This window comes from Bacillus sp. FSL M8-0350, from assembly GCF_038593345.1.
Taxonomy (GTDB): domain Bacteria; phylum Bacillota; class Bacilli; order Bacillales; family Bacillaceae; genus Bacillus; species Bacillus safensis.
Window position 1 is genome coordinate 2,974,004 of record NZ_CP151985.1, and the last position, 24,598, is coordinate 2,998,601.

Sequence of the window (24,598 nt, forward strand, 5' to 3'; positions counted from 1 at the left end):
CATGGCCTTTCAAATATTACTAAACGCACTCCTCGCCTTTACATGGATGTTTATGAATGATACATACAGAGCCGCAGACTTTGTATCAGGTTTTGCATTAGGGATGATCGCCATTTTTATGCTGCGTCGATTTTTCCCGCAGCGTTTTTACGGCTATGCCCTTTATGCGATTTTCAAGCTGATCATCATTTTTATTCGCGAGCTGCTTCTTGCCAATTTAAGTGTATTAAAGACCGTATTATCTCCAAAGCTCACGATTAAGCCCGGTATTTTCGCCTTTCGTACGGACTTGAAAACAGATTGGGAAATCACCATACTGGCAAATATGATTACATTGACACCAGGTACACTAGTGATTGATATTTCCGATGATCGGTCCATTTTATACATTCATGCGATGGATATTGAAGATGCTGAAAAAGCCATTCACGATATCCGGGTTTCATTTGAAAAAGCGATTCAGGAGGTGAGCGGTAAGTAATGGAACTCATTTTGCAAATGTCACTTGGCATTCTTGCGCTGTCTACTTTGCTCTTTGTGATACGAGTGATCAAAGGTCCCTCTATTCCTGATCGCGTGAGTGCACTTGATGCGATAGGAATCAATTTAATTGGGATGACAGCCATCGTTTCAATTTTACTGAAAACCACTGCATTCTTTGAGATTATTTTACTGCTCGGCATCCTTGCCTTTATCGGTACTGTCGCTTTTTCCAAATTCCTTGAGAAAGGGGAAGTGATTGAAAATGATCGTCATCGCTAAAGCCATCGTGATTTTCTTTATCCTGCTAGGCGCTATCCTCTGTTTGATTTCAGCCATTGGTGTCCTTCGCCTGCCGGATGTTTACACACGTATGCATGCTGCATCAAAAGCATCGACCCTTGGCGTTGTTCTGATTTTAGTAGGTGTGTTTTTTCACGAATGGTTTCTTGCAGGCGTTATTTCTGCAAAAATCCTTCTCGGGATCGTATTCATCTTCCTGACAGCACCAGTCGGCGCGCACTTGATCGGAAGAGCCGCGTACAATACTGGTGTTAAGCTCGACAAGCGCAGTGTCCAAGATGATTATGGCGGTTTCCGTAACTTTGTGATTAAGCGAAAAGAAGATTCTTATTTATAAAAAGCAAAAAAGAATGGCCTGCCATGTTGGGCCATTCTTTTTTTATCGCTCAACAGCATACAAAAAAAGCTTCCGCTGCACCGGGAGCTTTTTTATATGCGATCAATGACAGCAAGTGTGCATCTTGACGTACAGATGTGCCGGTCTCGATCATCTTTTATATCGATTTGAAATACCATTGTACGCCGTCCTACATGTACTGGAACAGCTGTCGCTGTCACCACTCCATCGCGTACAGATTTTAAATGATTGGCATTGATTTCAATACCTGAGCAAACTTGCTGCGTTAAGTCCAAATGAGCAGCAGCCCCCATGCTCGCCACTGTTTCTGCTAGAGCAGCAGATGCTCCCCCGTGCAGCAGTCCAAATGGCTGTTTTGTTCTGTGATCGACTGGCATTGTTGCAACGCATCGTGATTTATTGCACTCTACAATCTCAATGCCTAGTGCCTCAAGCAGAGTATTTGATCCGCTCACATCCATTAAGGCCCTCTCCCTTCACACGTTTACAGCACACTTTCAGACTTGGCAATTAACACCGCTTCTGTACGAGATCCAACATTCAGCTTATTAAAGATGGATGTCAAACTGTACTCAATTGACCGTTTGCTCAAATGAAGCACATCGGCAATCTCCTGGTTCGTGTATCCTTTTTCCACTTCTCTAAGGATCAAACACTCCCGTTCGGTTAAGAGCTCGTGATCAGTCTGCTGCGCCTGTTCTGGCTTTTCTTGCTGCTGTGAAATTAATTTCTTTAAATAGGACAGCTGAATGACAACTTCCCCTTGCAATGTGCGGTGTATGTATTCAATAATTTTGTCTTTCGTCTCTGTTTTACTAATTGCACCGTGTAATCCAGCCCGAATAGCCTCTTCAAAATAATCATCTACTTCATACCCTGTATAAATGATAATTTTCACTTGATGGTTGGTTTCTAAAATTTGTTTCGCAATGTCCATTCCATTGATATCCCCGAGATTTAAATCCATTAAAATCACATCATAGATGGAAAAGTCATGCGTCTTTAAAAAGGCGGCTTCTGCATCAGGACTTAAACAATCGACTGATAGCTGCTGGTCTGATTCTAATATGCTTTTTGTCCCTTCCATGACAGCCGGATGATCATCAATGACCAATATCTTCTTCATGTCTTCCTCCCTTTAAATCACTCACTTCCATTTTATATAAAAGACTTGGCTGATGCCAAGTCTTAATCCTTAATAAATCGTTACAATTCCATTTCAATTTTCACCTTGAGCCCTTTTTCCGGGGCTGTGTGAATTTGAAGCTTTCCATTTAACGCTTTCACTCTTTCTCTAATTCCCGACAGACCCATGCTCATTGTGTGCTGATCAAGATGACTGGCATCAAAACCGACTCCATCATCCTCATAGTGAAGAACAACCTGATCTTTAATACAAATCAGCATCACTAACACTTGAGTGGCTTTTGAGTGCTTCAGGGCGTTGGATAACAGCTCCTGAACAATTCGGTAAATATTCAGCTGTGAATCAATATCAATGTCCAATTCTTTATCAAAGCGTGTCGTATTCAGCCTAATATGAAACGGTGCTTCCTCCTGGATTTGAGAAGTCAGCTTCGATATCGCCTTTACTAAACCTAAATCATACAGCAGCTGCGGCCGAAGCTCATGACACGTTTCTCTCGTCGTTTGAATCACTTTGGACATTTGATCATTCCATGAGATAAGCGAATTTTCAATAGATGTCGGGCATTGGTTGTTTTGGAAATTCGTTAAAAACATCTCCGACTGCCTTTTTAGTGATATCAAGTCCTGCAGCACGGAATCATGAAGATCTCTCGCTAAATCTGAACGCTGCTTTTCTTCCATAGCAAACATGATTTTCTTCAACCATGCAGGATTGGCCTCGCGCTGTTTCAAATCGTCAAGATGCTCCATCAATTCTTCGATTTTGACGACATTTTCCAAACTGACACTTGTATAAAAGGCCAATGTTTTCAGCCAAGAAATCTCATCGCGCGACAATTTCGGTGTCCGTAAATTAGATAAACAGCAAATCACAAACGAGTGACCGCCCCGCTCACCAATTTTCATCATAAACCCTTTATCAAGCGCAATGATTTTCCCGACTTCACCTAATAATTCTTGAAATTGGTCTACATACTTTTTCCATAGCTTACTTTCCTCTGTCGATTCATCAATCTCTTCAACCTGTCCATCTGCCTTCACTTCAAGCACAAAGGCTTTATTTACAACAAGTACTTCTAAAATGGTGTATTTTAAATGATATAACACTTGGTGAAGTGATGACGCCTCACGAATGAGCTGCGTGAATTTAAACACACTGTCCTGGTAATTATGCTTCTCTGAAAAACGCTTCAGACGAAAACGGAAATCTAGAATTTCTTTGAAATAAAAAACAGCCAGCATGAGAGTATAAGTGATTAATGCGAGCTTCAATGTGTACTTCAAATCTTCTGGTTTCTGCAAAATGTAAAACGTGACTACAACGAAAATGGTTGGTGTGATGGCTAGAAAGCCATAGTATCTCAGTCTACTAATTAGAAAATCCATATTGTAAAGTTTGTTCGTCATAAATTGGTACACGAGTGAAAAAGGAATTAACAAAACGATAGATGTCAGGATAAAAGGATTAATCAAATACTTATCAAAAAATACATAGGGAATAACGAAAAATAAAATAAATGGACTGAACGACAAAACATTTATAATAGCAAAAAACTTTAAAACTGAACCATGTGCTGTTTTTTTATATCTCTTCATCCCTCTGACTATTAAATAAAGTGCTACTAAAACTGTTCCGAAAAAAAACAGCAAACTGATGCTTGGAACATATTTTCTCAATTCAGATGACACCGAAACTCCACTATGTACTGCAAGATTAAAAATAGGTATCAAGTATAAGCATCTGATTAGTTTTGGGTTCGTTAAGTGCACATCAAATTCTTTGAAGTATTGATAGATAAAATGAATATATAAGATGGATACACTCGATAAACACAATAAGAGAACATAATGGCTAAATCTATCACCAATTCCTGAAGTACCTGCACTCAGATATCCAACACAAATTGACAATAAGAATAAAATTAATAAAAATGCAGATTTTCGTTGCGGCTCTTTGTTGATTTTAATAATAAAAAAGATACAGAATAAGCATATTGAATATAGAAGAAGAGGGATTAAATAGATAAATAAGCTTTCTCGACCAATCAATGTTTTATTTTTAAGTGATATAATTTGGTTTCCTCTTTGAATATCAATTCTTTGTACATTTCTAAGCTTACCATTAATCATATGATCTTGAATTAAATTAGATTGTCCGTTTATTTTTAAAATAATATCTCCTTCTTTTAACCCTGACGAATAAGCTAAAGAAAGATATTCAACGTCAACAACTTCCGTTTGACCATTTTCATTCTTTTCTACACGTGCACCATTAAAAATATCAAATACATAGATATATGAAATATAGATCACAAATAAAAAAGACAAAAACACAAGAAATGTGGACAATTTTGTATAGGTAAGCTTCATGTTTAAAACATCCTTAAGAAAAGATCATTAAATAATCATACAGGTTGGATCTTAAAATTAATACTCCCAGATGTATTTCGCACTCATGTATCCTTTTTCTACACCTTTTATAATGGCTGCGGTTGTTTGTGCATCTGCATGAATTAAACTTGCATTTCCAGATTTCAATTCATCGATCACAACTGGGTTCTTCATTAGATGTGCAATGATATTTTGAATGTTCAATCATTGCCCTCCTTTGTCATAAATGCATATAATTGTTCCTTCTTCGTTTTAGGTAAATCAAGTTGTTCCATTCCACGCTTCATTTTTAACAGCATAATCTCTCTCATCGATACCATGTACTGAGTCAAACCAGCTTCAAGTAACTTCTGCTTCAGTTGAAACGGCTTTTGCTCTGACTCATCCAGCCGGTTAGAAAAGAAGGAAAGAAGCTCTTGACTGGCATCGTTAAAACGTCTTTGTAAATAACTGAATGCCAGTGTTTGTTTTTTTTGAAAATCTCCGTTTGATTTTGAAAATAACGCAAAAAAATCGTTACTGATCTGTTCAGCAACACCATAATATATCGAATAAGATTCCACAGTAGCGTTTATTTTTCCTGTCGCTAAATAAACACCCAGTACGCTAGAAAGAGCTGTTAAAGATCCTGATTTTTTCCTTAAAACCTCTACACACTCTTCTTCTGTTCCATGCAAATGTCGCAAATCCTCATGCTGACCTTCCATTGACATTTTGATGAAATGGAACAGTTTCTCTACTAGTTGAGAATTATTTTCACAAATTGATGTGATGAATTGAATACTCACCGTATACAAATACGTAGAAGCATTGATGGCCACTCCTTGGTCGACGTTCATCCAAGGGTAGGAATTATTGTCCTGATCTTCAATATCATCTAATATATCGGCAGATAAGATGAGAAGTTCAATCCCAGCTGCCAGTTTTGTAATCGCTTGATTGTCTTGTCCGCCAAATGCCTCATAATGCTGATAAGCTAATTGACCAAGAGGAAATTCTTTTTTTCTATCTGTAAATTTCAAAAGCAGCTTTTGTAAATCATTCTGCCTGACTGCATGTTGAATAAAATCAGACATATTCTGCTTGATTTTTGTATTCTCTAGATAGTTTAGCATACTCGATCTTGTACCTCACCCTTCCGCCTTTTATTTTACTAAAAAGACATGAGCAAATGTCCACTGACATCACTATTTAACAATTATATAATAATATATCCTTTTTTTGTATGTATTTGGATAAAAAAAAGACTTGATGATTATCAAGTCTTTAAGAAATTTTCACATATTCATATTTGTCGTATTGATCAATGCTTTTGTTAATGTTATGAAGAGAAGCCGTTGTTTCTCTGATTTCGTTTTCAAGTTTCCATAATAATTGTTTAAGTTCTTCGATTTCATACTTTTCCATCGATTCCACTCTCCTTTTTTGGAAGATCAATGTATTTGTGTATGGTGATTGGGTCATAAGTATTTGATCTGTTACTAACAGTGTAAATGTAATTGAGTATTTTTTCACCGAAAAGTATGCACAAAACGTGTGCGCGATACCGCAAAATTCAATAGGTCTTTTTTCATCATTTTCTGACTTTTCAAATCATACTTTTATCTCAATTTCAAAGGAATTGCGTCATTTTTGCGACAGGAATAGGCATCATTCGTCACACTTCTCTCCCGATAGAACGTACGATCCCCTCTGTATCTTCGGTTTTGCGTGTCATAGGTCAGACGACAGATGCTATTGTGGACACCGCAATTTTTTGGCGACATTCACCGAAATTGACCGCAAAAGTACCTATTTTTATGCTGGAATTACAAAGATAGAAAGATCATTTTGATTCTTTATTCTGATTTTCTACATACATTTAGAACAGATATCCGTCCAATTTCACGTCAATGAGAGAAGAGGTGACCATGTGTTTTACTATGTTCCTTATCCTGCTTTGCAGGTTCCCGCAATGAGCCGCGCATACCCGCCGCGCACGCCAATGACTTTTCCTCCAGTAGATGCCCACTCATTTCAACGAGCCGCAAAAGAATCAGCCCGCCTCGTTGCTGATGCTTCACTCATCACACAGCAAATTTCCAGCTCCCTTCCGTTTGCGCAGCGCATCATGGAGGCTGCTGAGCGCTCTGATTCAACAAGTGTCATCCGAATGCTGAAGCAAATCGGTGTGAAAAGCGGCATTGATATCCGCTTTAGTCCAGAAGGGATTCGAATCTACTTGTCTCTTGCCTCCAGCAGACTTTTCCTTCTTTTAAAGTGGGCATGACAAAGAAAAAGCCGCTCTCACGCGAGCGGCTTTTCTTAAGATTCAAACATTTTATGGCACCATTCAATGGCTTCTATATAACAGCCATAGGCTTCCTGTTTCGGGAGATTTCCATCTAACATCTCATCATCCCATTCATTTCGTTCAATACGTTTGGCCACACCTAGTACAAAAGAATAATCATTTTCATAGCCAAGCAGTGCCTCACCAACTTCATCAGAAAGCGGCAGTTCCTTCACAAGTTCTGTGATATCTGCCCTGACAAGCGTATCAATCAGAGAAAACATACCTGTCAGCATATAAGAGGCGGGGTGCTCTCGTTCAGTACGAGAAGCAATCAGTTCACACGTTTTGGCACGAATGAATGACATTTTGATGATTTCTTTTTGGCTTGAATTAGCTTGGACATTCAGTTCTTTAAATGAAAGGATAAAGATCCAGCGCCGAATTTCATTAAACCCAAGCAGGATAATCGCCTGCCGGATACTTTTAATTTGATAAAGACGTCTCATGCCGCCTGAATTCAGCATTTTTAATAATTGATATGATAGCGAAAGGTCACTTTCAATAAAATGGGTCACGGTCTGGATATTCGGCTGGTCCTTGCTTAACTCATTTAAAAGCTGATGGTACGCATGGAAGCTGGTCGATAATGCTCGTCCCGATATCACATGCGGCTCACTAAAGAAATACCCTTGAAACAAGTGGAAGCCCGCTTCAAGCGCCTCTTCATATTCTCTTCTCGTTTCTACCTTTTCTGCTAGGAATCGAAGGCGATACTTTTTATACGAATGCAGAATATCTCTTCGTTCTTGCGTTGTGGTTTTCAGAAAGTCAATTTTTAAAATATCTATGCAGTAGAGGAGTTCCTCAAGCAGCTTGTCACTATAATGTGTTCCGTTTAGGAAGAAATCATCGAGTGCAATCGTATATCCCCATTTCTTTAACTGCTTACATCTCATAATAAGTGCCGGGGTAATCGGTACATTTTCTAATATCTCGATCACAAGCTGATGCGGATCAAAATAGGTGAGCAGATCAGATGAAAGCAAGCTTTCGGTGAAATTAATGTAGCATCGTTTTCCTTCTGTCAGTGTTTCGATGCCGATATTTAGAAAACTGTTGATAATGAGGTCCGTTGTCGCTTGATCACCGTCTTCAGCGCTATATGTATTGGTTTCACTATCTCTATAAAGCAGCTCATATGATACGACTTGTTCTTTTCTGTTAAAAATAGGCTGTCTCGCAACAAACACCCTCAACTGCTCCAATCCTCCTTTATGCCATGACAAACAAGATGTGCTTTCAGTATACCAAATGATTGCACTTTTAGTTCAATTTCAATCGGTCAAAATAAAAAAAAGAGACCACCTGGCTTGATGGTCTCCCTTTCTTTAAATCATTCGCTTTCATAAAGCTCTTTTTTGATTTTATTTTTCACATCATGGATAAACTGCATTTTATTATCCCAGCATTTTTGACTCAAATCGACTGGATATTCTTCTGGTTTGCTGATTCGTTTGTATTCCTCCCAGAAGAGTCCAAGACTGTCCTGCACGTAGGCTTGAATCGTTTGAATATCTGGATTGTCATAGACAAGTTTTCCTTGATCAAAAATCGGGACGTGAAGATCTTTCGCCACAAAGTTTGTCACGAATTTACTAATAAACGTATGCACAGGATGGAACATTTTTAGTTTGTCCTCACTATGAACATCTTCCTCTTCAAGTGCAATGTAGTCGCCCTCAGAATGATGATTCAATTGATTGATAATCCGGTACACACGTTTACGGCCTGGTGTTGTCACTTTCTCTGGGTTGGATGAAATTTTGATGGTATCATTCATTTTGCCGTTTTCTTCAATGGACACCAGCTTATATACTGCACCGAGGGCTGGCTGATCGAATGCTGTGATCAGTTTTGTCCCAACACCCCACACATCAATTTTGGCGCCCTGTGCCTTTAAATTCATAATGGTGTGTTCATCAAGATCGCTTGATGCAATGACTTTAGCATCATGGAAACCTGCTTCATCAAGCATTGTTCTAGCTTTTTTAGACAAGTATGCAAGGTCTCCGCTATCAAGTCTGACACCAATGAAGTTGATTTTATCTCCAAATTCTTTCGCTACCTTAATCGCATTCGGAATACCTGATCTGACGGTATCATACGTATCGACTAAAAAGACGCAGTCTGTATGTGTTTCAGCATATTTTTTAAATGCCGTATATTCATCGCGGTATGCTTGTACAAGTGCGTGGGCATGTGTTCCTGATACTGGTATGTTGAAGCGTTTCCCAGCACGAACATTACTTGTCGCCTGAAAGCCGCCGATGAGTGCCGCTCTTGCTCCCCACATCGCTGCATCCATTTCATGCGCACGTCTTGTTCCGAATTCTAATGCTGTCTCATCTTCTATGATTCCTTTAATCCGGGCCGCTTTTGTTGCAATCAGCGTCTGGAAATTCACGATATTGAGCAATGCCGTTTCGATTAACTGAGCTTCAACAAGCGTTGCTTCGATGCGCATAATCGGTTCATTCGCAAAGACAATTTCCCCTTCTCGCATTGAATGAAGTGTACCTGTAAAGGACAATCCGCTTAAATAGTCAATGAAATCGCTTTTATAACCGAGTTCATCTTTTAAATACGCCAGATCGCTTTCGGTGAAGGAAAAGTCCGATAAATATTCAATCGCTTTCTCTAAGCCAGCAAATACAGCGAAGCCATTGTCAAATGGAAGCTTTCTAAAGAAGAGTTCAAAGACTGCCTTCTTCTCATGAATGCCGTCTCTCCAATACGTTTCTGCCATGTTAATTTGATAAAGATCTGTATGTAGTGATAAACTGTCGTCATTAAACCGATGCTCCAACTTCCATTCTCCTTCCCTTACTTAACCACTTTCGCACCAAGCGACTGCTCAAAGTGAGAAAGTGCCCACTCGTGCCCCGCTTCATTAAAACTCGCCACAGCATTTTGGTGAATCACAAGTTCGAAGCCTTTATTGTACGCATCAACAGCTGTATGAAGTACACAAATATCGGTACATACGCCGGCTAAGTGAAGTTCCGTGATGCCGCGCTCGCGCAGTTTCATTTCTAATTGAGTGCCTGCAAAAGCAGAGTATCTTGTTTTTTCCATATAGTAGACATGTTTTAAATGTTTTGACGTGTGAAATAGTGAACTTAGTTGTCCATAAAGTTCAATACCCTCTGTTCCGCGAATATTATGGGGCGGAAATAACTTTGTTTCTGGATGATAAGGGTCCTCTTCTTCATGATGATCGACAGCAAAGACGACAAAGTGGCCTTCATCAATAAATGAAGAAGTGATTTCTGTGATCTTAGACTCAATCGCCTGTCCAGGCTTTCCGCATGTCAGTTTTCCATCGTCTGCAACAAAATCAACTGTATAATCTATACAAATCAACGCTTTGCCCATCCGCATCTCTCCCATATGCTCTTTTGAATCATTATAGCTTATTCATTTCACTAGGGAAACCTATTCAACAGATTCATGAGAAAAAGCTTTTTGAAACAGCTCATCCTCTATATAGATATGCTCCTGATTGACCGCATCAGGCATCTCTATGATAAGACCAAAAGGAGAGTGCGCTTCGTGATGATTCACCACTTTAAAGGAACATCCAGCGGCATTTGCCATTTTGACATATTGAGAATAAGAAGCATAGGAAAGTTCACCATTTAATAGAACTGTGGCCTGGCGATTGGCCTTCAATATTTGTTCGACTTCTTGATACGGTTTATTTCTCGATACCTGTCCCTTTGTCAGGGCGAGAAGCGCTCGTTCCCTTAATGAGCCAAGAAACATTCTTCGTTCATCAGGTTTTGTTTCAGCATGTCCAAATATCCCTTGCTGCAAATAAAAGTCTACGGATTCTTCTTTCATCGCTGTGTTCACTCCTGGTTTCTAAATTTACATTTCTGTGACCCAGTGCACAATCTTGAGTGCGAGGTCACGGGCTTCGTCTGTTTCTACTCTTTCCATTAAGGAATGTTCAAGCGTATGGATGAGCTGCTCCTTTTCGTCCTCATACGCAATGGAAATACTCCATTCAATGTCAGGTACAGCTACAAGCGTTTTATATTCTTTTTTATTTTCATGTAAATATACATTGTAGGTCTTTGGTTGTCCGCTTGTGATGTGTGCTTTTCTAATTTTCATTTGACTCAGTTCACACCTCTTTTTCTTCTTACATCCATATCCATTGTACCATAAAAAAAGACAGCTTCTGAAAAGGAATTCCCTTTCAAAGCTGGCTATGCATTAAAGCTCTTTTGCTGGCTGATCAGGTCTATATCCCACATAAACGTAACGTTTGGACTGCTAAAAAATTGGACAAAGTCCCCTGCATTATAGGTACCTGATCCACCGGCGGAGTGATCGACACTTTTTGGCGAAATGGCAAAAACATCACCGAAATGTGCAGAACCATTTCCAATCACACGGTCAATATGAATAGGCCCAACAATCGCTGGCATCTTTCCACCACCTTTTCTCCCCACATCATATGCCCAGCTCAAAAATACGTGTATGAAAAATAAAAAAGACAGCTGATCTGTGACCATCAGCTGCCTTTCTATGCGTTAAATGATTGAGGCTGGCCAAACAATGTAAAGTCCCAAAGCATCGTGGCATTCGGATCACTTGTAAGTGACATATAATCCCCTGAATTAAAGGCTCCCGCACCGCCAGTAGAGTGGTCTACAGCCAAAGGGGCAATGGCCAGGACATCACCGAAAGTAGCTGCACCGTTTCCTCCTAACGACTCGATATGAATAGGTCCAACGATTGCAGGCATCAGAATCTCCCCCTATCTGCTTATCTCAATCATCTTATGCAAGAAGGGAAAAAGTGTGCATCTGTCCTAGACGTTTAAATGCTGTTCTTTGCGAGATCGCTGACGCAGCTGCACCAATCTGACAATATTCAAGGTGATGGCTTTGAGCAGTGCATAGACAGGGACCGCAAAAATCATGCCAAGGATTCCGCCAAAGCTTCCTGCCCCAATTAATAGCAGGATGATGGTCAAAGGATGTGTGTTGAGACGTTTCCCAATGATCAATGGAGAAATGACATTTCCGTCAATTTGCTGAACGACAAGAATGACAATGACTGTCACCACCGCTTTTCCAGGCGAATCAAGAAACGCAATAAGCACAGCTGGTGCCGCGCCAAGATATGGCCCAAGGTACGGAATCACATTTGTGACCGCAATGATAATGCCGAGAATGAGCGCATATTTCACACCGATTAATAAGTATCCGATAAAACAAGCCACTCCAACAAATAAACAGACAACAATCTGCCCTTGTATGTAAGCTGCAAGCGTATCGTTTAATTCTTTAAAGATTTTCAATCCTTCCTTACGGTAAGGCATTGGCAAAAATTGAACGAGCTTGTCCGGAAACTTATGTCCATCTTTCAACATATAAAACAAAATGAACGGAACTGTGATCACAGCTAAAGCAATATTGGCAATCACACCAAACACAGCAGACATGCTTGAAGCAATATTTTCCGGCAAACCTTTTAATGTCGAAACAATTGTCTGTTCAAACTTCGAGACGGAGACATAATCTTGGTTCATCATCCAAGTAAATGTTTTAGAATGCGAGAAGTCGTTGATAAATTTCTGCATATCCGTCACATAACCAGGGAAGCTTTTGACAAGTCCACCAACCTGCGTGACAATAACCGGTCCCGCAGCATTCACAATGAACGTGATGAGTCCGATGAACAAAAGATAAATGATCAGGATAGCAAGTTTCCTAGGAATTTTCCTGGACAAAAATCGAACAATTGGATTAAAGATGAAAAAGAGAATTCCAGCCAGCAAGATGGGAACAAACAAGGTAGATGCAAATAAAATAATCGGCTGAAATAAAAACGAAACCTTTGTAGATACATAAACAATGAGTAAAACAAGTAATATTTGGAATGTCCAAAAATGAACTTTAGATTTTAACAAAGATGCTCCTCCTGTTACGTATTGATCTTATTAAAAAACTACTATTCCACCCACCTTCTGTCAACTGCTTCTTGTTTTAGAACCTTATTTTTTGTAAAAAAAAGAACAATTGGTATATCATGCACTTTTTCCAGATATACATTCTATAAGCGTGAAAAAAGCAGACACCTTTGCGTCTGCTTGTTACACTCTTTCACTGTGATCAGGCATCACCGATACAATTTGCTGGATCCGCACATAAAAAACTGATTTTGTCCCCGCCTCAATGACAATATGATCCGGCATGACTTCCTTCAATTTTCCGCGCACTGTATCTTTCACTGTTTGAACAATCAATCTCATACCGATCACTTTCTGCAATGTTTGATAAACATATGGATCAACTAATGAAACAAGCTGCGGACTTCCTTGTTGTGCCATCCTACCTGCCCCTTTACTTGTGTATTTACCCACATCGTATGCAATGACCCATGTGAATGTCACTCAGGGCAAACCTACAACTCAAATACCATATTTTAACATTTTATTTAATTTTACATCTTTTGGAAGTATAATAAATTGGTGCTGCCAACAACTTAAATCATTTGAAGAGGTGAATGATCTTGAAAAAACTCATCTGTCTCGCTGCTGTCATGCTCTTTTTTTCCTTTGCAAGTTATGCGTATGCAGGATCAATTGGAGATGAACCTGGGACACCAGGAAAGTGGTTTAAAGGAGAAGAGCCGGTTCAAAAAGACGAGTCAAAACCGCCACTTGTTTTTGTTCACGGCATTAACAGCTCCTCCTCCACATGGTTCGACCGAAACGACATGGCAAAGCAAGCTGTTCTGAACGGATACGAAAGCGCATTCATAGATTTGTATCCAGATCAGGATACGAAAAAGAATGGCAAACTATTAGCAGAAAAGTTAAAAGAAATCTATGATGTGTTCGGTCGAAAACTTATTGTGATTGGTCATAGTAAAGGCGGGGTGGATACACAGTCCGCACTCGTGTATCACGATGCCCATCCATATGTAGAGAAGGTCATCACACTCGGCTCCCCTCATTACGGAACGCCGCTGGCAGATTTAGCGTATAGCAAGGGCGGAAGCTGGCTCGCAGAAATTCTTGGACAAAAAAGCGACGCGCTCTATTCTTTGCAAACGGGGCTCATGGCGGCTTTTCGAAGTGAAACCGACAAGCTGGAGAAGTTTCCTCAAAAATACATCACGTATTCGGGATCGGAATGGGGAACATTTGGCGGAGTGCTGTATTTAGGCGGCATGTATTTAAAGAGCTTTGGTGCAAATGATGGCGCCGTCACGGTAAGCAGCACAAGACTATCATATGCAAACAATATTTTAACAGGGAAATGGGATCACAACTCCATTAAAAACGGCACAAGCATGTTCCCTGTGTTTCAGCATCAGCTGCTGGCAAATGCCGCAAGCGCTGAAAAAGAAAATATAGAGAGCCCCAACTCTACTGAGCTGAATACAGATGTTTATGTGAAAGGCGGTGAAAGTGAAAAGGATAAAACAGAAGCGTTCTATGTAGAGGAAGGAACGAATGGCTTATCGATTCAGTGGTTAAATGAAAGTCATGAGGCGCGGCCGGAAATCATCGCCCCAAATGGAGACGTCTTAACAAATTTGAAGACATCGGAAGCATCTTTCCCATATGAAGGCGCATTTTCGCACCATGTACAAATCAATAAACCCGTTCCTGGAAAATGGACGATTCGATCAAATTCAGGAAAAAAGGCTCCTTATTTGCTGCTCGTATCCTTTGATTCACCATTAAATGACGAAATCAAAGCAGAGGCAGCGAAATCAGGGGATGATGCATCGACCCATTCAAGCGGTCTGATTAAACGATTAAGCAAGAAAGTCGAAACCTTTTACTTTAAGGATGCCCAAAAAGATCATCCACTCAAAACAACTGCTTCATCAGCTGTTCAATTGAAAAAAGAAGGTGCTTATTCTGTCACGGTTCATTACACCGGACTCACTGCATCAGGTACATCTGCATTTAACCGTACCGTTATTCGCACATTGTATGTCGATCAGGATGGAAATATTCATGGAGACATTCCATACTAAACAGAACGTTTCATGGGCTGAAGTGCCTGCTGCACTTTCTGATCCAATTCCGTGATTTTTTTCATTGCAAGTGATTCGTCTATTTGTCTGTAATGGTGATGTCCGCCAGGCTCTTCATCCATTTCATCTGCCTTCTTGACGATTTGCTGAAGTGTGTCCTTATGAAGGTCGCCCTCTGGCAAATATGAATCTGTATGAAGCAGAATCGCAAGCGCAATATCTTTGGCTGCCTTTGGTTCCTCACCGAGGCGTATGAGCAGTTTGTGAGCCCGCTCTGCGCCTTTAATGGCATGGATATCATTCCGTCTATATGTCTCGTAATCCCATTCTCCGCCAGCTGTATACCATTCATAGTGGCCGATGTCATGCAAGAGGGCTGCTTTCACAGCGAGATCTGGATTAATCCCAGCCTGCACCGCCAGTTTGAATGCGTGATAAGCACAAGCAATCGCATGGGCTTTTCCTGAACGATTTAAATATTTTTGAGCGACTGGATGGGTGTAAACATCCATTAATGTAACCTTTCTCATGGAAACCCCTCCTTATCTATATTTTTAGCATCCTAACATATTCTGAAAAGAAACTCAAATGTTCTGTTATATTTTCTATGAGTCTCAAGAACAGCTTATGTCAAATGAGCTGTTTTTGCTTGTACAATACGAAAAAAGCAGTCGTTATGACTGCTTTTTTTCTCCTTTTCAGCGTGATATGAAAACCCTTGAAGTCTAGGAAGACCGAGTACTGGCGCGGAGCGAATTTGAGATTCGTGAGCACCAGCACCGAGGCCTGACACCGAATGCGAGGGTTTTTCTTCACGCTGCAGCAGTCGTTATGACTGCTTTTTCCCATACTCACGTGCATCGTAGACACATCCGCCAGCTGGATCATCCGCTAAAAGATCGAGCAAAATACCTGCGACTTCATCTGGGCTCTTCAGCGTGCCTGTTTCATATAATTGCTGAAAACGGTCTATTTGTTCAAAGTCTTGTTTTGATGACTTCCGAATTTCCCCCTGCATATCTGTATCGATCGTGCCGGGTGAAAAGGAAAACGTGTTGATCGGATGCGCCTCGTCCTGTTGTTCCTCATGAAAAGTCCTCATAAACATGTCGAGTCCTGCCTTTGAACTGCAATACGAACTCCAGCCTTTATATGGGTTTTTCGCCGCTCCAGAAGAAAGATGAACGATCGTTTTCTTTCCGTTAAATGATTAAGTCTGCTTAGCAAACATATGGCTCAGTAAAACAGGAATAACAAGATTCAGCTTGTAATGCTGATGAAGCGTATCCTGTCCGCCTTGTCCAACGCGCTTGATAGGTGTGACCATTCCTGCATTGTTGACAAGTAAGATGTCATCAGCATCTGCCAGAGTTTGCGGCGTGAGACTATCTTGAATCCATTTGGCCGCTGTTTCTTCATTGGTCAGATCAACCTGGGTATGTGTAAGCTTCGGATGGGATATCGGCGATGCACTTCTTGCTGCTGTATACACATGATCCCCGCGTGAAAGCAGCCTGTTCACAAGTGCTAAGCCAAAGCCTTTTGATCCGCCTGTAACGATTGAAATTCGAATGACAATCTCCTCCCTTGATATCACTATTTTACGTAGTGAAACGGTATGACATCAAGCAATCTGCATAAAGAAAAGCCTGCCTCTTTTAAAAGAGACAGACTATTTCTTTTCAGCCTTCACATTCACCTTTGGAATCAGGATGATCATCACAACGAGACCAAGGGCTATCAAGAAACCAAAGATCATCGGAAGCAGTGCCGATGTCTGCTTCTCATGATCATCCTCAGATGGTGCTGATACAGCCGAATCACTAAAAGAGATATTCATCTCTTTCATCATACGAGCCGGTGTTTTGGGCGGGTTCTCCTTTAGATCACTAAAAAGCTGCGGAGAAAGAGATCCCCCCGGGGCTTTGGGCGGTTCAGCAAAATGAATGTCTGTTTTGATTTTTGACGTCGTTTTGCTTTGTTCGTATTTCGTTTGATCCCTCAATATACTCGAGTTAATATTAAGTTCCTTTTCCTGATATTCATTCGGCTTGACATTCGTATCCGTATCTTCACCAGCAGCGAAAGCAGCAGGGATGAGGAGAAAAAGGGAAACGGCAACGAGTGCCGCCCCTTTCACGAATAGATTAAGCTTCATGAGTCACATCACGTTCCTCTGTTTTATCTTTCCATAGCTTTTTCACAAGCGGTACGACCATGAAAAGGACAGTTAAAATCACTAACCCTGTGACGCCCATTCCAAAGGTGTCTCCATTTCCATATTGGATCGACAGGTATACGTCTGTCACTGGATTGGTAAAGTGGAAATTCGGCATCACCAAATCAATTAACGGTGCGACAAAGAAGAAAATCAGTGCCGTTGCTGCCATCCATCCGGCAATGGAACCGAAAAGGAAGGCCGTGCGAATAAAGGCAGAGCACGCCACTAACAACAAAATGGTGAAGATCGACCATTGAATGGCTTGATCATCTGCAAGCTTGTAAATGTTCAGTCCAAACAAGCTGATCATGAGCCCGACTAATAGATTCAAGATGCCAAACAGTGCACCTTTGACCAGCATCGGAGCTGACGCATAATACGAGCTGAAAAAGCCAATTAACAAACTGCTGATCATCACAATGACCAAAATGACGACCGGCGGTACAGTCTGCGTTTTTTCCTCCGGCACATCGCCGCTGATTTTCAGCGGATTGGCTAAATGGTTATACACATAGTTGCTGTTGCCTTGATCACTTAATGTATTTCCTAAAATACCCTTTAAATCTTGCTGAACAAGTTTTGTAGAATCGACATTCTTGCTCCAGTTTTCATTCAGCGTATCTGCTTTCTCTTGAACTGTTGTGACACTCTCTTCAATGTTATTCGTATAATCCGCCACCCCTTTTTGGCGGTCGGTTAACGAACTCATATTTTCAGAAAGACGAAGCACTTCCTGACCAATTGAATCCTGTGCACTGACAACAATTGAACTGCCTGCAAGGTCTGCTGTATACACCGCATCTCCTTGATCAGCCATTTGCTCAGCTACATTGTCCGCACTTTCAGAAATTGTCTGTAATTCCTGTTCCATGCTTGCCTGCTGAGTCGTAATGTACTCCGCATAACCATCTGAAAATTTCTGCATCTCATCAATAAAAGTAGACACATCATCGTTTGATGTCAGCATTTGGTTTTTGAGCTTATCCCAGTTTTCTGTTTCTTCTTTTTTGATGGAGAGGATGGACTGGATTTCATCTGGTTTGGTGTCGACCAAAGAAGAAGGATCCTTCTCTTGATAGAAGCTGTTAAGTAATGCTTCATAATGTACTAATTCATTTGAATACTTTAATAATTCTGATGCATTTTCTGATTTTGTATTAAAATCCCTAAGTTTATCCATTTTCGATGTATATTGATTTAATGGAGATTGAGTTGTTTCTATTCGTTCTAATTTTCTTGTAATAGCAGATTCTTGTTTGATGATGGATTTCTTTATATCACTTATGTTTTTATTGTTGCTAGTTTCTATTCTTATTATTTTTTCTTCTAGTTTATCTATTTTATCTGTTAAAGATTTTAATACTTTACTCAAAAGATCGACTTTTCCTTGTAATTGATCATTATGAGCTGTGGTTTTCTCCTCGATATTCTTTTTCACTTCTTCTAATTTTAGGGACAGTGCTTTTAGTTGCTCTTTTGATTGAACTGACGTTGATTTGGTTTCCCCAGTTTGTTCTGGATTTTCTTCACCATTTTCTGGAGTAGGTGGCGTTTCTTCATTTCCAGACAACTCATCTGCCACTTGATTTATTTCTGTTGAGATTTCAGATAATTTCTTCGTCTCTTCTTCAAGATCGATTTTCAAATCGTCTGTCGAGTCTTTTTGGTCTTCACCTTGATTATTCGAATCCTCATTCGGATCCTCTCTCGGTTTCTCTGCTTCAAGCAATGCCTTTCTTGAAGCTTTCAATTGCTCTTGCAATGGAGTAATTTTATCCCCTATGTATGCAAGATATTGAGCTTCATAATTTCTAATCAGTTCTTCCTGAGACGTCTTCACAAGTTCCTTTAACCCCGTTGATTGCTTAGGAATAACGTCTTCTCTCGACTTTTGAACAGATTGGATGGCGCTGTCCGTTGTTTTCAGCTGACTTTGTACCCCGTTGATGTCTGTTTTGAGTCCGCCCATTTGATCACTAAAGCTGCGGGCATTTTGGTTTTGAATGTCAGCGAGTTGTTTGAGCCCTTGCTGGATTTGCTTTTGACTTGCTGATTGCGCTTTGATCAAGAGATCCTTTTGTTTGTCTTGATACTGCTGATATTGATCGACTGCTTTCACAAAGTCCTTTAACTGGTTCTTTGCTTCTTCTGTTGTACTCAAGCCGTCTTTATACTCTTTCTGTGAATCGGCCATCGCATTTTTTAATTCTTCTATTTGTTTCTTCTGCTGCTGGACGGCATCTGATAGTTTGTTTGAGTTCGGTTTATAGAAGTTGTACATCGTGTTTTGGAATTCGACTTCTTTGCCGACAATATGCTCAAACTCTTCTCTTACATTGCCGATTTCCTGTGATACAAAACTCCAGTATAGCGTCGACATCTGTTCATTCATTTTCTTTTGTGCATTTTCCAGCTCTCTTTGCACTTTCTCTTTATTGACTGCATTGAGCTGATCTTGAATTGAAAATTGAATGGACGCCTTTTCAGGATGGTCTTTATCATAGCTCAGCACATTTTTAGAGAAATCAGACGGAATATAAAGGACAGCGTCATATTTTCTGTTTTTCAGTCCATTTTCCGCCGCACTGCGATTCACTACAGTCCATGTATAATCAGGACGCTCTGACAATGCTGCCACAACATCCTGTCCGAAACGAGCCGTGTTTTCACTTTCGCTCGCTCCCATATCCTCATTGACCACTGCAATATTTCGTGTGGCATTCTTCTTCTGTTTTGCCGGGTCATCTCCAATCAGATGGAAAAATAAAACCGGCAGCACAAGAATCAATATCATGGTGGATACGATTTTGATGGAGCTTTTTTGCTGCTCTGTCATTGAACACTCTTCCTTTCTACCGCACATAAAGGAACCTGGATTTTCTTCTCTTTTCCGTTTTCAACCAAATACCCGAAGCCTGGCTGAATCTCTGGTTCTTGTCTTGCATACGGAAGCGGTATGATGTTTTGCTCTGATTTTTTCATGAGTAACATAGCATGACGAACTTGTTTGATTTCGTTTGTGAGTGCATCATAGCCCTTGCTGAACTCGGTATGATTCCCTGATGCAATCAGGCTGAAGCCTAAGTGTGCATATGACTTCATGAAATCAGCTAATTGATCTTGAAGACGCGGATCGATCGTCTGCTGAAAACGCGTAATGCCATCGATCACAAGCACAATTTGAGGAAATGACAGCTGATCGGTCTCCCCTTGGCGCACAGCTTCGACATATATTTCTTCCCGCACCTTGAATATGCGGTCCATTTCTTCTGCCCATTCGGTGATATCATTCTTTGTTTCAAGGTAATCAATGTTCTCTTCTTTTGCATAATGGGATAGACCTCGATCAATTGAATCAAAGACAGCCAGCTTTTCAGGCTTTGCCACTAAAAGCTGATCGAGCATCAGTTTTGTCACATTTGTTTTCCCGCGCTGCGTTTGACCGATAATGAGGCAATGTTTATTCTTTTTCAAGTCAAAATAAACAGGTGCCACAGATTCCTCATCTAATCCGACTGGAATGTCATAAGGCGGTTTTTGTTCATCTAAACGACTCTCAAGCTCCCAAACTGTCAGCTTATCAGGAAGCATTGGCACAGGCTTTGGTTTTTCGGATGCTTCAAAGCGGTCATGAAGAAGCTGTATCTCTTGTTTCAAATGCTCAAACAATTCGAGATCGTTCTCTCCTTCAACTGGCAGAAACATTTGCGCAAAATAAAGCTCTTCTTTGTTAATAATGACTCGTCCTGGGATCGGCTCTAAGCTGAATTTCGGTCTGCCAATAATCGAGTACGCCTCTCCTTGATCCATTAAGTAATGGACAATCTTTGTTTTCAAATTGTTCATCAGGGATTGACGCACTGCATTTACCCGGGTTGCTGTAATCAAGAAGTATATACCTAGTGATTGTCCGTCACGGCTCAGCTGAATAAATTCAGATTCGAGATCATGCATTTCGTCTTTGACAATGTCAAAGTTGTCAATCACGATAAAAATGAACGGAAGCTTTTTCTCATTTAAGGCGTTGTACATTTTGATATGACTCATTTCTTGCTGTCTAAATAACCGCTTGCGATATTCAACCTCTTCCCGCAGACGCTTCATTGATTTTTGAATCTTTCTCATCTGATCCATTAAGAAATAATCCGCCGTATGCGGCAGTTTGGCTAACGGAAGCAATGTTCCGTTTCCGAAGTCATAAATATATGCATGCCATTCTTCAGGTGAATACCTCTCCGCAAAGCTCATCAGAAGTGTTGTAGCAGCAAGTGATTTGCCGTAGCCGGAGGAACCGAAGATGCCAATGTTCCCATCTTCCATCATTTGATAAGAAAGTGGATGCTGGCTTTGCTGATCTGGTTCATCAACAAGCGCAAAATGGAAGACATGCTCTTCACTCGACGCATAACGCGTTTTTGGAATCCGTTCTTCAAGCGGTGGAAGCCATGGACTTGGCAGCTTCTCAATTCCAAGCTCCTGCTGCATACGTTCAATTTCATCCACAACAGCGGAAATCTCCGTCACTGTCTCTTTTTTCACTGCTGGCTCTGTGCTTACCCCTGATAACGGAATAAGACCAGTATCTGTCACAATGGCAATGTCATCTTCTGAGCCGTAGCCATCTTCCATATATGGTGCACCGCTCCAAGCCGATTGGAACAATTCATAAATTTCATTGTTGCCCACTTGTAAATAACCGCGGCCTGTGACCGTAATGGACGCTGCATCACTATTTTTCAAAATTTCCTTACTGTCTGACGCATCTTGTACTTTTAGTGCGACCTTAAAACGGGAGTTACTCCAAATCTGGTCATCAATGACCCCGCCTGGCTTTTGGGTAGCCAAAATGAGATGGACCCCAAGGCTTCGGCCGATACGTGCAGCGCTGACAAGCTCCCTAATAAAGTCTGGCTCTTCACTTTTTAATTCAGCAAACTCATCAGAGATTAAGAACAAGTGAGGCATTGCCTGCTCAGCCTTTTTCTCCTTGTAGAGCTTCGTATAATCATTGATGTGATTCACGTGATACTGATCAAACAGCCGCTGCCTTTTCTTCAATTCACTTTTAATTGAGGCAAGCGCTCTTTCACTAAAGTTCTTGCTGCCTTCAATATTGGTGATCGTTCCAAGTAAATGAGGAATATTTCGAAACGGCTGCGCCATTCCGCCTCCTTTATAGTCAATCAACAGAAAAGCAACTTCATGCGGGTGAAAATGTACAGCGAGCGATAAAATATACGTCTGTAAAAATTCACTTTTCCCTGATCCCGTTGTCCCCGCCAACAGTCCGTGCGGGCCGTGTGCTTTTTCATGCAGGTTCAGATCGACAATGTCGTTTTTCCCTTTATAACCAATTGGAACTGATAATGATTTGGACGTTTCTGAAGTTAGCCATTTTTCACGAATGCCAATGTCATCTACCTGTTTGGCATGGAAAAGATCAAGGAATGAGACCGTCTCAGGAATCGAATTGGTCATACCAACTTGATGATCTAATGTTCTCAGTGTTCTGGCAAACAGTTCATTGTCCCCGCGCTGATGTGTATCAAGCTGAAACGGAATTCGTACTGCCTTCTTGTGCTGAATGAGAATATCTCCTTCTTCTTCGTTAATATAACGGACAAGCGTCGAAATATTTTCAGCTAAGCTTTCCTTTGTTTCTGCTGCAAAGATGATGGAGATACCAAGATCTGTCCGGCTGCCTTCTAAGTATTCTAAAATCACATGCTCGGCAATGAGCTCATGATTTGTCACGATGAACACAAAATGAGGCGTAAAGATTTTCTTCTCTTTTTCTTCTTCTAAATCACGCTCGCGTAAAATTTCATAAATAGAGGACAACAGCTGATCGCGTGTTTGTTCGTTGTAAATAAACCCTTTGCCATATGTATGAGGCAGCTGGAAGTGCGGAAGCCATTTCATCCATTCCCAATTCTCATACTCCTGCTCATGAAAGATAAAGACAAATCTCAAATCGTGATAGCTGTGCGAGAAAGCAAGCTGTCCAACAAGCTGATGTAGCTCATTTTTCACAATCGCAGGCTTCCCAATTAATCCTGTTGGACCATCCGCAAGACCGAATGTAATCGGGACATTCTTCACTTCACGATATACTTTTTGCATGTGCTGCGTTTGTTCCATTAAGTCATCAATATCTCGATTGGCCATATCGCCGCCGCTCATCGATAATTCATAGCTTGATGGGACTGCGCCTGTGCCAAGACGCAGGTGCAAGAAGTCGTCACTCACAAGCGTCTTTTCCCAAATGCGTCCGCTGATTTCTGATGTTAAATACTTCATTTGTTCAAATGACGGATAATGATACGTCAAAATATATTGCTGGCGGTCATACAGCTCCTGCAGCTCTTTCCGCTTATTTTCTAAATAAAGAGAGTAGACTCGCTGACGCTTCTCTTCTCGTCTTTTGCGCTGTGATTTTTCCTTAAAGTATTGAACGGACGATGTAATTAACGTCATGATAAACATTGCCATCGACACGATAATAAAGATTCCGCGCGGCTGGATTAGGGCAACAATCCCCATCACAAGGAGCATCACAAGCGGCGGAAGGACAACAAGCCAAAGCCCTCTGCTGTTATTTTCACTCTCCTGCGAAGGAAAGCTAAAGGATACCCTGTCATCTGGCAAATCATAAATCAAACGCGGTGTACGTCTGTATGAAGGGTATTTTTGTTTTGTTTCCGTACTTGGCGGTCTTGTTTTTTCCAAACGTGTATGAAAAGGTTCGTAAGCTGTCACCTGTAATAAATCATCGTCTTTAAATGTCACCGTCAGAAAGTTCCAGAACAGCTCATCTCCTGCATATACCTTCTCTGGACCGTGGATTTTCTTTCCGTTCACGTAAATCTTCTCGCCTTGAGGCATGACATACCATGTTCCTTCAATTTTCTCTAAAGTGAACTGGCTGGCATCTTGAAACATGGAATGGGCTTGTTCTTTCCACACATCTATCTCATCTTTCTCTTCACGTGAAAAAGACAGCTCCACTCTATTTCCTAGGTAATAAATATGTTGATCATGATGTGCATCCATTAAAATAAGTGTAAGTGAACCAAGCTGATATGGTTCATGTGGAAGTAATTTGCCCTTCTTCTCATCTCCCTGATAAATATAAAAACCATCATTCGGTTCTTCAGGAGATAAACGAATGACCCCTTCATCAAACGAAAGTGAAGGGATTGTCACCGTATGCTCTATTTCAGGTCCTATCAGAGCTTCTCGATTGAACTGCTCATCTAAACGGACAGTTTGATAATCCTCCTCATAAAAAACCCAAAGAAGACTCAAACGCTCCACCTCCTCATGGGACAGCACCAACTGTCAGTTGTAT

Annotated in this window: 24 protein-coding genes and 1 pseudogene; 5 read left to right on the plus strand and 20 right to left on the minus strand. The window is 40.8% G+C overall.

What is annotated here, in order from left to right:
* Window position 1: 1 nt before the first annotated feature.
* The 3 genes from NSS80_RS15665 to mnhG are packed head-to-tail and all read left to right on the plus strand — an operon-like array spanning window position 2 to window position 1,120.
* Complete coding sequence (locus NSS80_RS15665) at window positions 2-481, plus strand: Na+/H+ antiporter subunit E (RefSeq protein WP_024425941.1); 480 nt, start codon at window positions 2-4, stop codon at window positions 479-481.
* A complete protein-coding gene (locus NSS80_RS15670; RefSeq protein ID WP_024425942.1) occupies window positions 481-762 on the plus strand; it encodes a Na(+)/H(+) antiporter subunit F1 in 282 nt (93 codons plus the stop codon). Before NSS80_RS15665 ends, NSS80_RS15670 begins: the two co-directional genes overlap by 1 nt.
* Window positions 746-1,120: a monovalent cation/H(+) antiporter subunit G gene (gene mnhG / locus NSS80_RS15675; protein ID WP_024423320.1), complete on the plus strand. Its 375-nt coding sequence runs from the start codon at window positions 746-748 to the stop codon at window positions 1,118-1,120. The genes NSS80_RS15670 and mnhG overlap by 17 nt, the downstream gene beginning before the upstream one ends.
* A gap of 92 nt (window positions 1,121-1,212) precedes the next feature.
* Here mnhG and NSS80_RS15680 read toward each other — a convergent pair whose 3' ends face one another.
* From NSS80_RS15680 to degQ, 6 genes are all read right to left on the minus strand, one after another.
* Window positions 1,213-1,602 (minus strand): hotdog fold thioesterase, encoded by a 390-nt coding sequence (locus NSS80_RS15680; protein ID WP_024423321.1) that lies wholly within the window; start codon window positions 1,600-1,602, stop codon window positions 1,213-1,215.
* 23 nt (window positions 1,603-1,625) lie between these two features.
* The gene (locus tag NSS80_RS15685; protein ID WP_034282566.1) at window positions 1,626-2,267 is read right to left on the minus strand and encodes a response regulator transcription factor; all 642 of its coding nucleotides are present in this window, start codon (window positions 2,265-2,267) and stop codon (window positions 1,626-1,628) included.
* 80 nt (window positions 2,268-2,347) lie between these two features.
* Window positions 2,348-4,660: an ATP-binding protein gene (locus NSS80_RS15690; protein WP_041115820.1), complete on the minus strand. Its 2,313-nt coding sequence runs from the start codon at window positions 4,658-4,660 to the stop codon at window positions 2,348-2,350.
* A gap of 57 nt (window positions 4,661-4,717) precedes the next feature.
* Complete coding sequence (comX, locus tag NSS80_RS15695) at window positions 4,718-4,885, minus strand: competence pheromone ComX (RefSeq protein WP_080696376.1); 168 nt, start codon at window positions 4,883-4,885, stop codon at window positions 4,718-4,720.
* Window positions 4,882-5,796 carry a polyprenyl synthetase family protein gene (locus NSS80_RS15700; RefSeq protein WP_041115818.1) on the minus strand — a complete coding sequence of 305 codons (915 nt, stop codon included), beginning with the start codon at window positions 5,794-5,796 and terminating at the stop codon, window positions 4,882-4,884. Before NSS80_RS15700 ends, comX begins: the two co-directional genes overlap by 4 nt.
* A gap of 151 nt (window positions 5,797-5,947) precedes the next feature.
* A complete protein-coding gene (degQ, locus tag NSS80_RS15705) occupies window positions 5,948-6,088 on the minus strand; it encodes a degradation enzyme regulation protein DegQ (protein WP_003213123.1) in 141 nt (46 codons plus the stop codon).
* 505 nt (window positions 6,089-6,593) lie between these two features.
* Here degQ and NSS80_RS15710 point away from each other — a divergent pair.
* On the plus strand, window positions 6,594-6,950 hold the full coding sequence (locus NSS80_RS15710) for a hypothetical protein (protein WP_041115816.1): 357 nt from the start codon (window positions 6,594-6,596) through the stop codon (window positions 6,948-6,950).
* A 35-nt stretch (window positions 6,951-6,985) separates the two neighbouring features.
* On the opposite strand, the gene NSS80_RS15715 is transcribed toward NSS80_RS15710, so the two are convergent.
* The 9 genes from NSS80_RS15715 to NSS80_RS15755 all read right to left on the minus strand — a co-directional run bounded on the left by NSS80_RS15715 (window position 6,986) and on the right by NSS80_RS15755 (window position 13,362).
* Window positions 6,986-8,212 (minus strand): HDOD domain-containing protein, encoded by a 1,227-nt coding sequence (locus NSS80_RS15715; protein WP_024423326.1) that lies wholly within the window; start codon window positions 8,210-8,212, stop codon window positions 6,986-6,988.
* 137 nt (window positions 8,213-8,349) lie between these two features.
* Window positions 8,350-9,822, minus strand: a complete 1,473-nt coding sequence (locus NSS80_RS15720) for a nicotinate phosphoribosyltransferase (protein WP_041115814.1) — start codon at window positions 9,820-9,822, stop codon at window positions 8,350-8,352.
* Between the two features lie 17 nt (window positions 9,823-9,839).
* Window positions 9,840-10,391: an isochorismatase family cysteine hydrolase gene (locus NSS80_RS15725; RefSeq protein WP_024425949.1), complete on the minus strand. Its 552-nt coding sequence runs from the start codon at window positions 10,389-10,391 to the stop codon at window positions 9,840-9,842.
* Between the two features lie 60 nt (window positions 10,392-10,451).
* Window positions 10,452-10,859: a YueI family protein gene (locus NSS80_RS15730; protein ID WP_317221863.1), complete on the minus strand. Its 408-nt coding sequence runs from the start codon at window positions 10,857-10,859 to the stop codon at window positions 10,452-10,454.
* A 27-nt stretch (window positions 10,860-10,886) separates the two neighbouring features.
* Window positions 10,887-11,135, minus strand: coding sequence for a YueH family protein (locus tag NSS80_RS15735; protein ID WP_151284693.1), 249 nt, complete (start codon window positions 11,133-11,135; stop codon window positions 10,887-10,889).
* Between the two features lie 95 nt (window positions 11,136-11,230).
* A complete protein-coding gene (locus NSS80_RS15740; RefSeq protein ID WP_024425952.1) occupies window positions 11,231-11,452 on the minus strand; it encodes a spore germination protein in 222 nt (73 codons plus the stop codon).
* 98 nt (window positions 11,453-11,550) lie between these two features.
* Window positions 11,551-11,772, minus strand: a complete 222-nt coding sequence (locus NSS80_RS15745) for a spore germination protein (RefSeq protein ID WP_003213446.1) — start codon at window positions 11,770-11,772, stop codon at window positions 11,551-11,553.
* Window positions 11,773-11,838: 66 nt separating this feature from the next.
* Window positions 11,839-12,942 (minus strand): AI-2E family transporter, encoded by a 1,104-nt coding sequence (locus NSS80_RS15750; RefSeq protein ID WP_317221862.1) that lies wholly within the window; start codon window positions 12,940-12,942, stop codon window positions 11,839-11,841.
* 183 nt (window positions 12,943-13,125) lie between these two features.
* Window positions 13,126-13,362, minus strand: coding sequence for a YuzF family protein (locus NSS80_RS15755; RefSeq protein ID WP_034282580.1), 237 nt, complete (start codon window positions 13,360-13,362; stop codon window positions 13,126-13,128).
* A 176-nt stretch (window positions 13,363-13,538) separates the two neighbouring features.
* Here NSS80_RS15755 and NSS80_RS15760 point away from each other — a divergent pair, with 176 nt between their 5' ends.
* Window positions 13,539-15,026, plus strand: coding sequence for an alpha/beta hydrolase (locus NSS80_RS15760; RefSeq protein WP_231293925.1), 1,488 nt, complete (start codon window positions 13,539-13,541; stop codon window positions 15,024-15,026).
* On the opposite strand, the gene NSS80_RS15765 is transcribed toward NSS80_RS15760, so the two are convergent.
* The 5 genes and pseudogenes from NSS80_RS15765 to essC form a co-directional block, all read right to left on the minus strand.
* The gene (locus NSS80_RS15765) at window positions 15,023-15,556 is read right to left on the minus strand and encodes an HD domain-containing protein (protein WP_024423336.1); all 534 of its coding nucleotides are present in this window, start codon (window positions 15,554-15,556) and stop codon (window positions 15,023-15,025) included. The two genes, NSS80_RS15760 and NSS80_RS15765, sit on opposite strands and share 4 nt — an antisense overlap.
* 299 nt (window positions 15,557-15,855) lie before the next feature.
* Window positions 15,856-16,599, minus strand: a pseudogene (locus tag NSS80_RS15770) ((S)-benzoin forming benzil reductase).
* Between the two features lie 99 nt (window positions 16,600-16,698).
* Complete coding sequence (gene essA, locus NSS80_RS15775; RefSeq protein ID WP_041115809.1) at window positions 16,699-17,184, minus strand: type VII secretion protein EssA; 486 nt, start codon at window positions 17,182-17,184, stop codon at window positions 16,699-16,701.
* Window positions 17,174-20,083, minus strand: a complete 2,910-nt coding sequence (gene esaA / locus NSS80_RS15780; RefSeq protein ID WP_342498339.1) for a type VII secretion protein EsaA — start codon at window positions 20,081-20,083, stop codon at window positions 17,174-17,176. Before esaA ends, essA begins: the two co-directional genes overlap by 11 nt.
* Window positions 20,080-24,555: a type VII secretion protein EssC gene (gene essC, locus NSS80_RS15785; RefSeq protein ID WP_342498340.1), complete on the minus strand. Its 4,476-nt coding sequence runs from the start codon at window positions 24,553-24,555 to the stop codon at window positions 20,080-20,082. Before essC ends, esaA begins: the two co-directional genes overlap by 4 nt.
* Window positions 24,556-24,598: the final 43 nt, after the last annotated feature.

Bases quoted from the DNA above. Each gene is read 5' to 3' on its own strand.
- NSS80_RS15665 (WP_024425941.1), top strand. From the start codon at position 2: ATGGCCTTTCAAATATTACTAAACGCACTCCTCGCCTTTACATGGATG.
- NSS80_RS15670 (WP_024425942.1), top strand. From the start codon at position 481: ATGGAACTCATTTTGCAAATGTCACTTGGCATTCTTGCGCTGTCTACT.
- mnhG (WP_024423320.1), top strand. From the start codon at position 746: ATGATCGTCATCGCTAAAGCCATCGTGATTTTCTTTATCCTGCTAGGC.
- NSS80_RS15680 (WP_024423321.1), bottom strand. From the start codon at position 1,602: ATGGATGTGAGCGGATCAAATACTCTGCTTGAGGCACTAGGCATTGAG.
- NSS80_RS15685 (WP_034282566.1), bottom strand. From the start codon at position 2,267: ATGAAGAAGATATTGGTCATTGATGATCATCCGGCTGTCATGGAAGGG.
- NSS80_RS15690 (WP_041115820.1), bottom strand. From the start codon at position 4,660: ATGAAGCTTACCTATACAAAATTGTCCACATTTCTTGTGTTTTTGTCT.
- NSS80_RS15700 (WP_041115818.1), bottom strand. From the start codon at position 5,796: ATGCTAAACTATCTAGAGAATACAAAAATCAAGCAGAATATGTCTGAT.
- degQ (WP_003213123.1), bottom strand. From the start codon at position 6,088: ATGGAAAAGTATGAAATCGAAGAACTTAAACAATTATTATGGAAACTT.
- NSS80_RS15725 (WP_024425949.1), bottom strand. From the start codon at position 10,391: ATGGGCAAAGCGTTGATTTGTATAGATTATACAGTTGATTTTGTTGCA.
- NSS80_RS15730 (WP_317221863.1), bottom strand. From the start codon at position 10,859: ATGAAAGAAGAATCCGTAGACTTTTATTTGCAGCAAGGGATATTTGGA.
- NSS80_RS15735 (WP_151284693.1), bottom strand. From the start codon at position 11,135: ATGAAAATTAGAAAAGCACACATCACAAGCGGACAACCAAAGACCTAC.
- NSS80_RS15740 (WP_024425952.1), bottom strand. From the start codon at position 11,452: ATGCCAGCGATTGTTGGGCCTATTCATATTGACCGTGTGATTGGAAAT.
- NSS80_RS15745 (WP_003213446.1), bottom strand. From the start codon at position 11,772: ATGCCTGCAATCGTTGGACCTATTCATATCGAGTCGTTAGGAGGAAAC.
- NSS80_RS15755 (WP_034282580.1), bottom strand. From the start codon at position 13,362: ATGGCACAACAAGGAAGTCCGCAGCTTGTTTCATTAGTTGATCCATAT.
- NSS80_RS15760 (WP_231293925.1), top strand. From the start codon at position 13,539: ATGATCTTGAAAAAACTCATCTGTCTCGCTGCTGTCATGCTCTTTTTT.
- NSS80_RS15765 (WP_024423336.1), bottom strand. From the start codon at position 15,556: ATGAGAAAGGTTACATTAATGGATGTTTACACCCATCCAGTCGCTCAA.
- essA (WP_041115809.1), bottom strand. From the start codon at position 17,184: ATGAAGCTTAATCTATTCGTGAAAGGGGCGGCACTCGTTGCCGTTTCC.
- esaA (WP_342498339.1), bottom strand. From the start codon at position 20,083: ATGACAGAGCAGCAAAAAAGCTCCATCAAAATCGTATCCACCATGATA.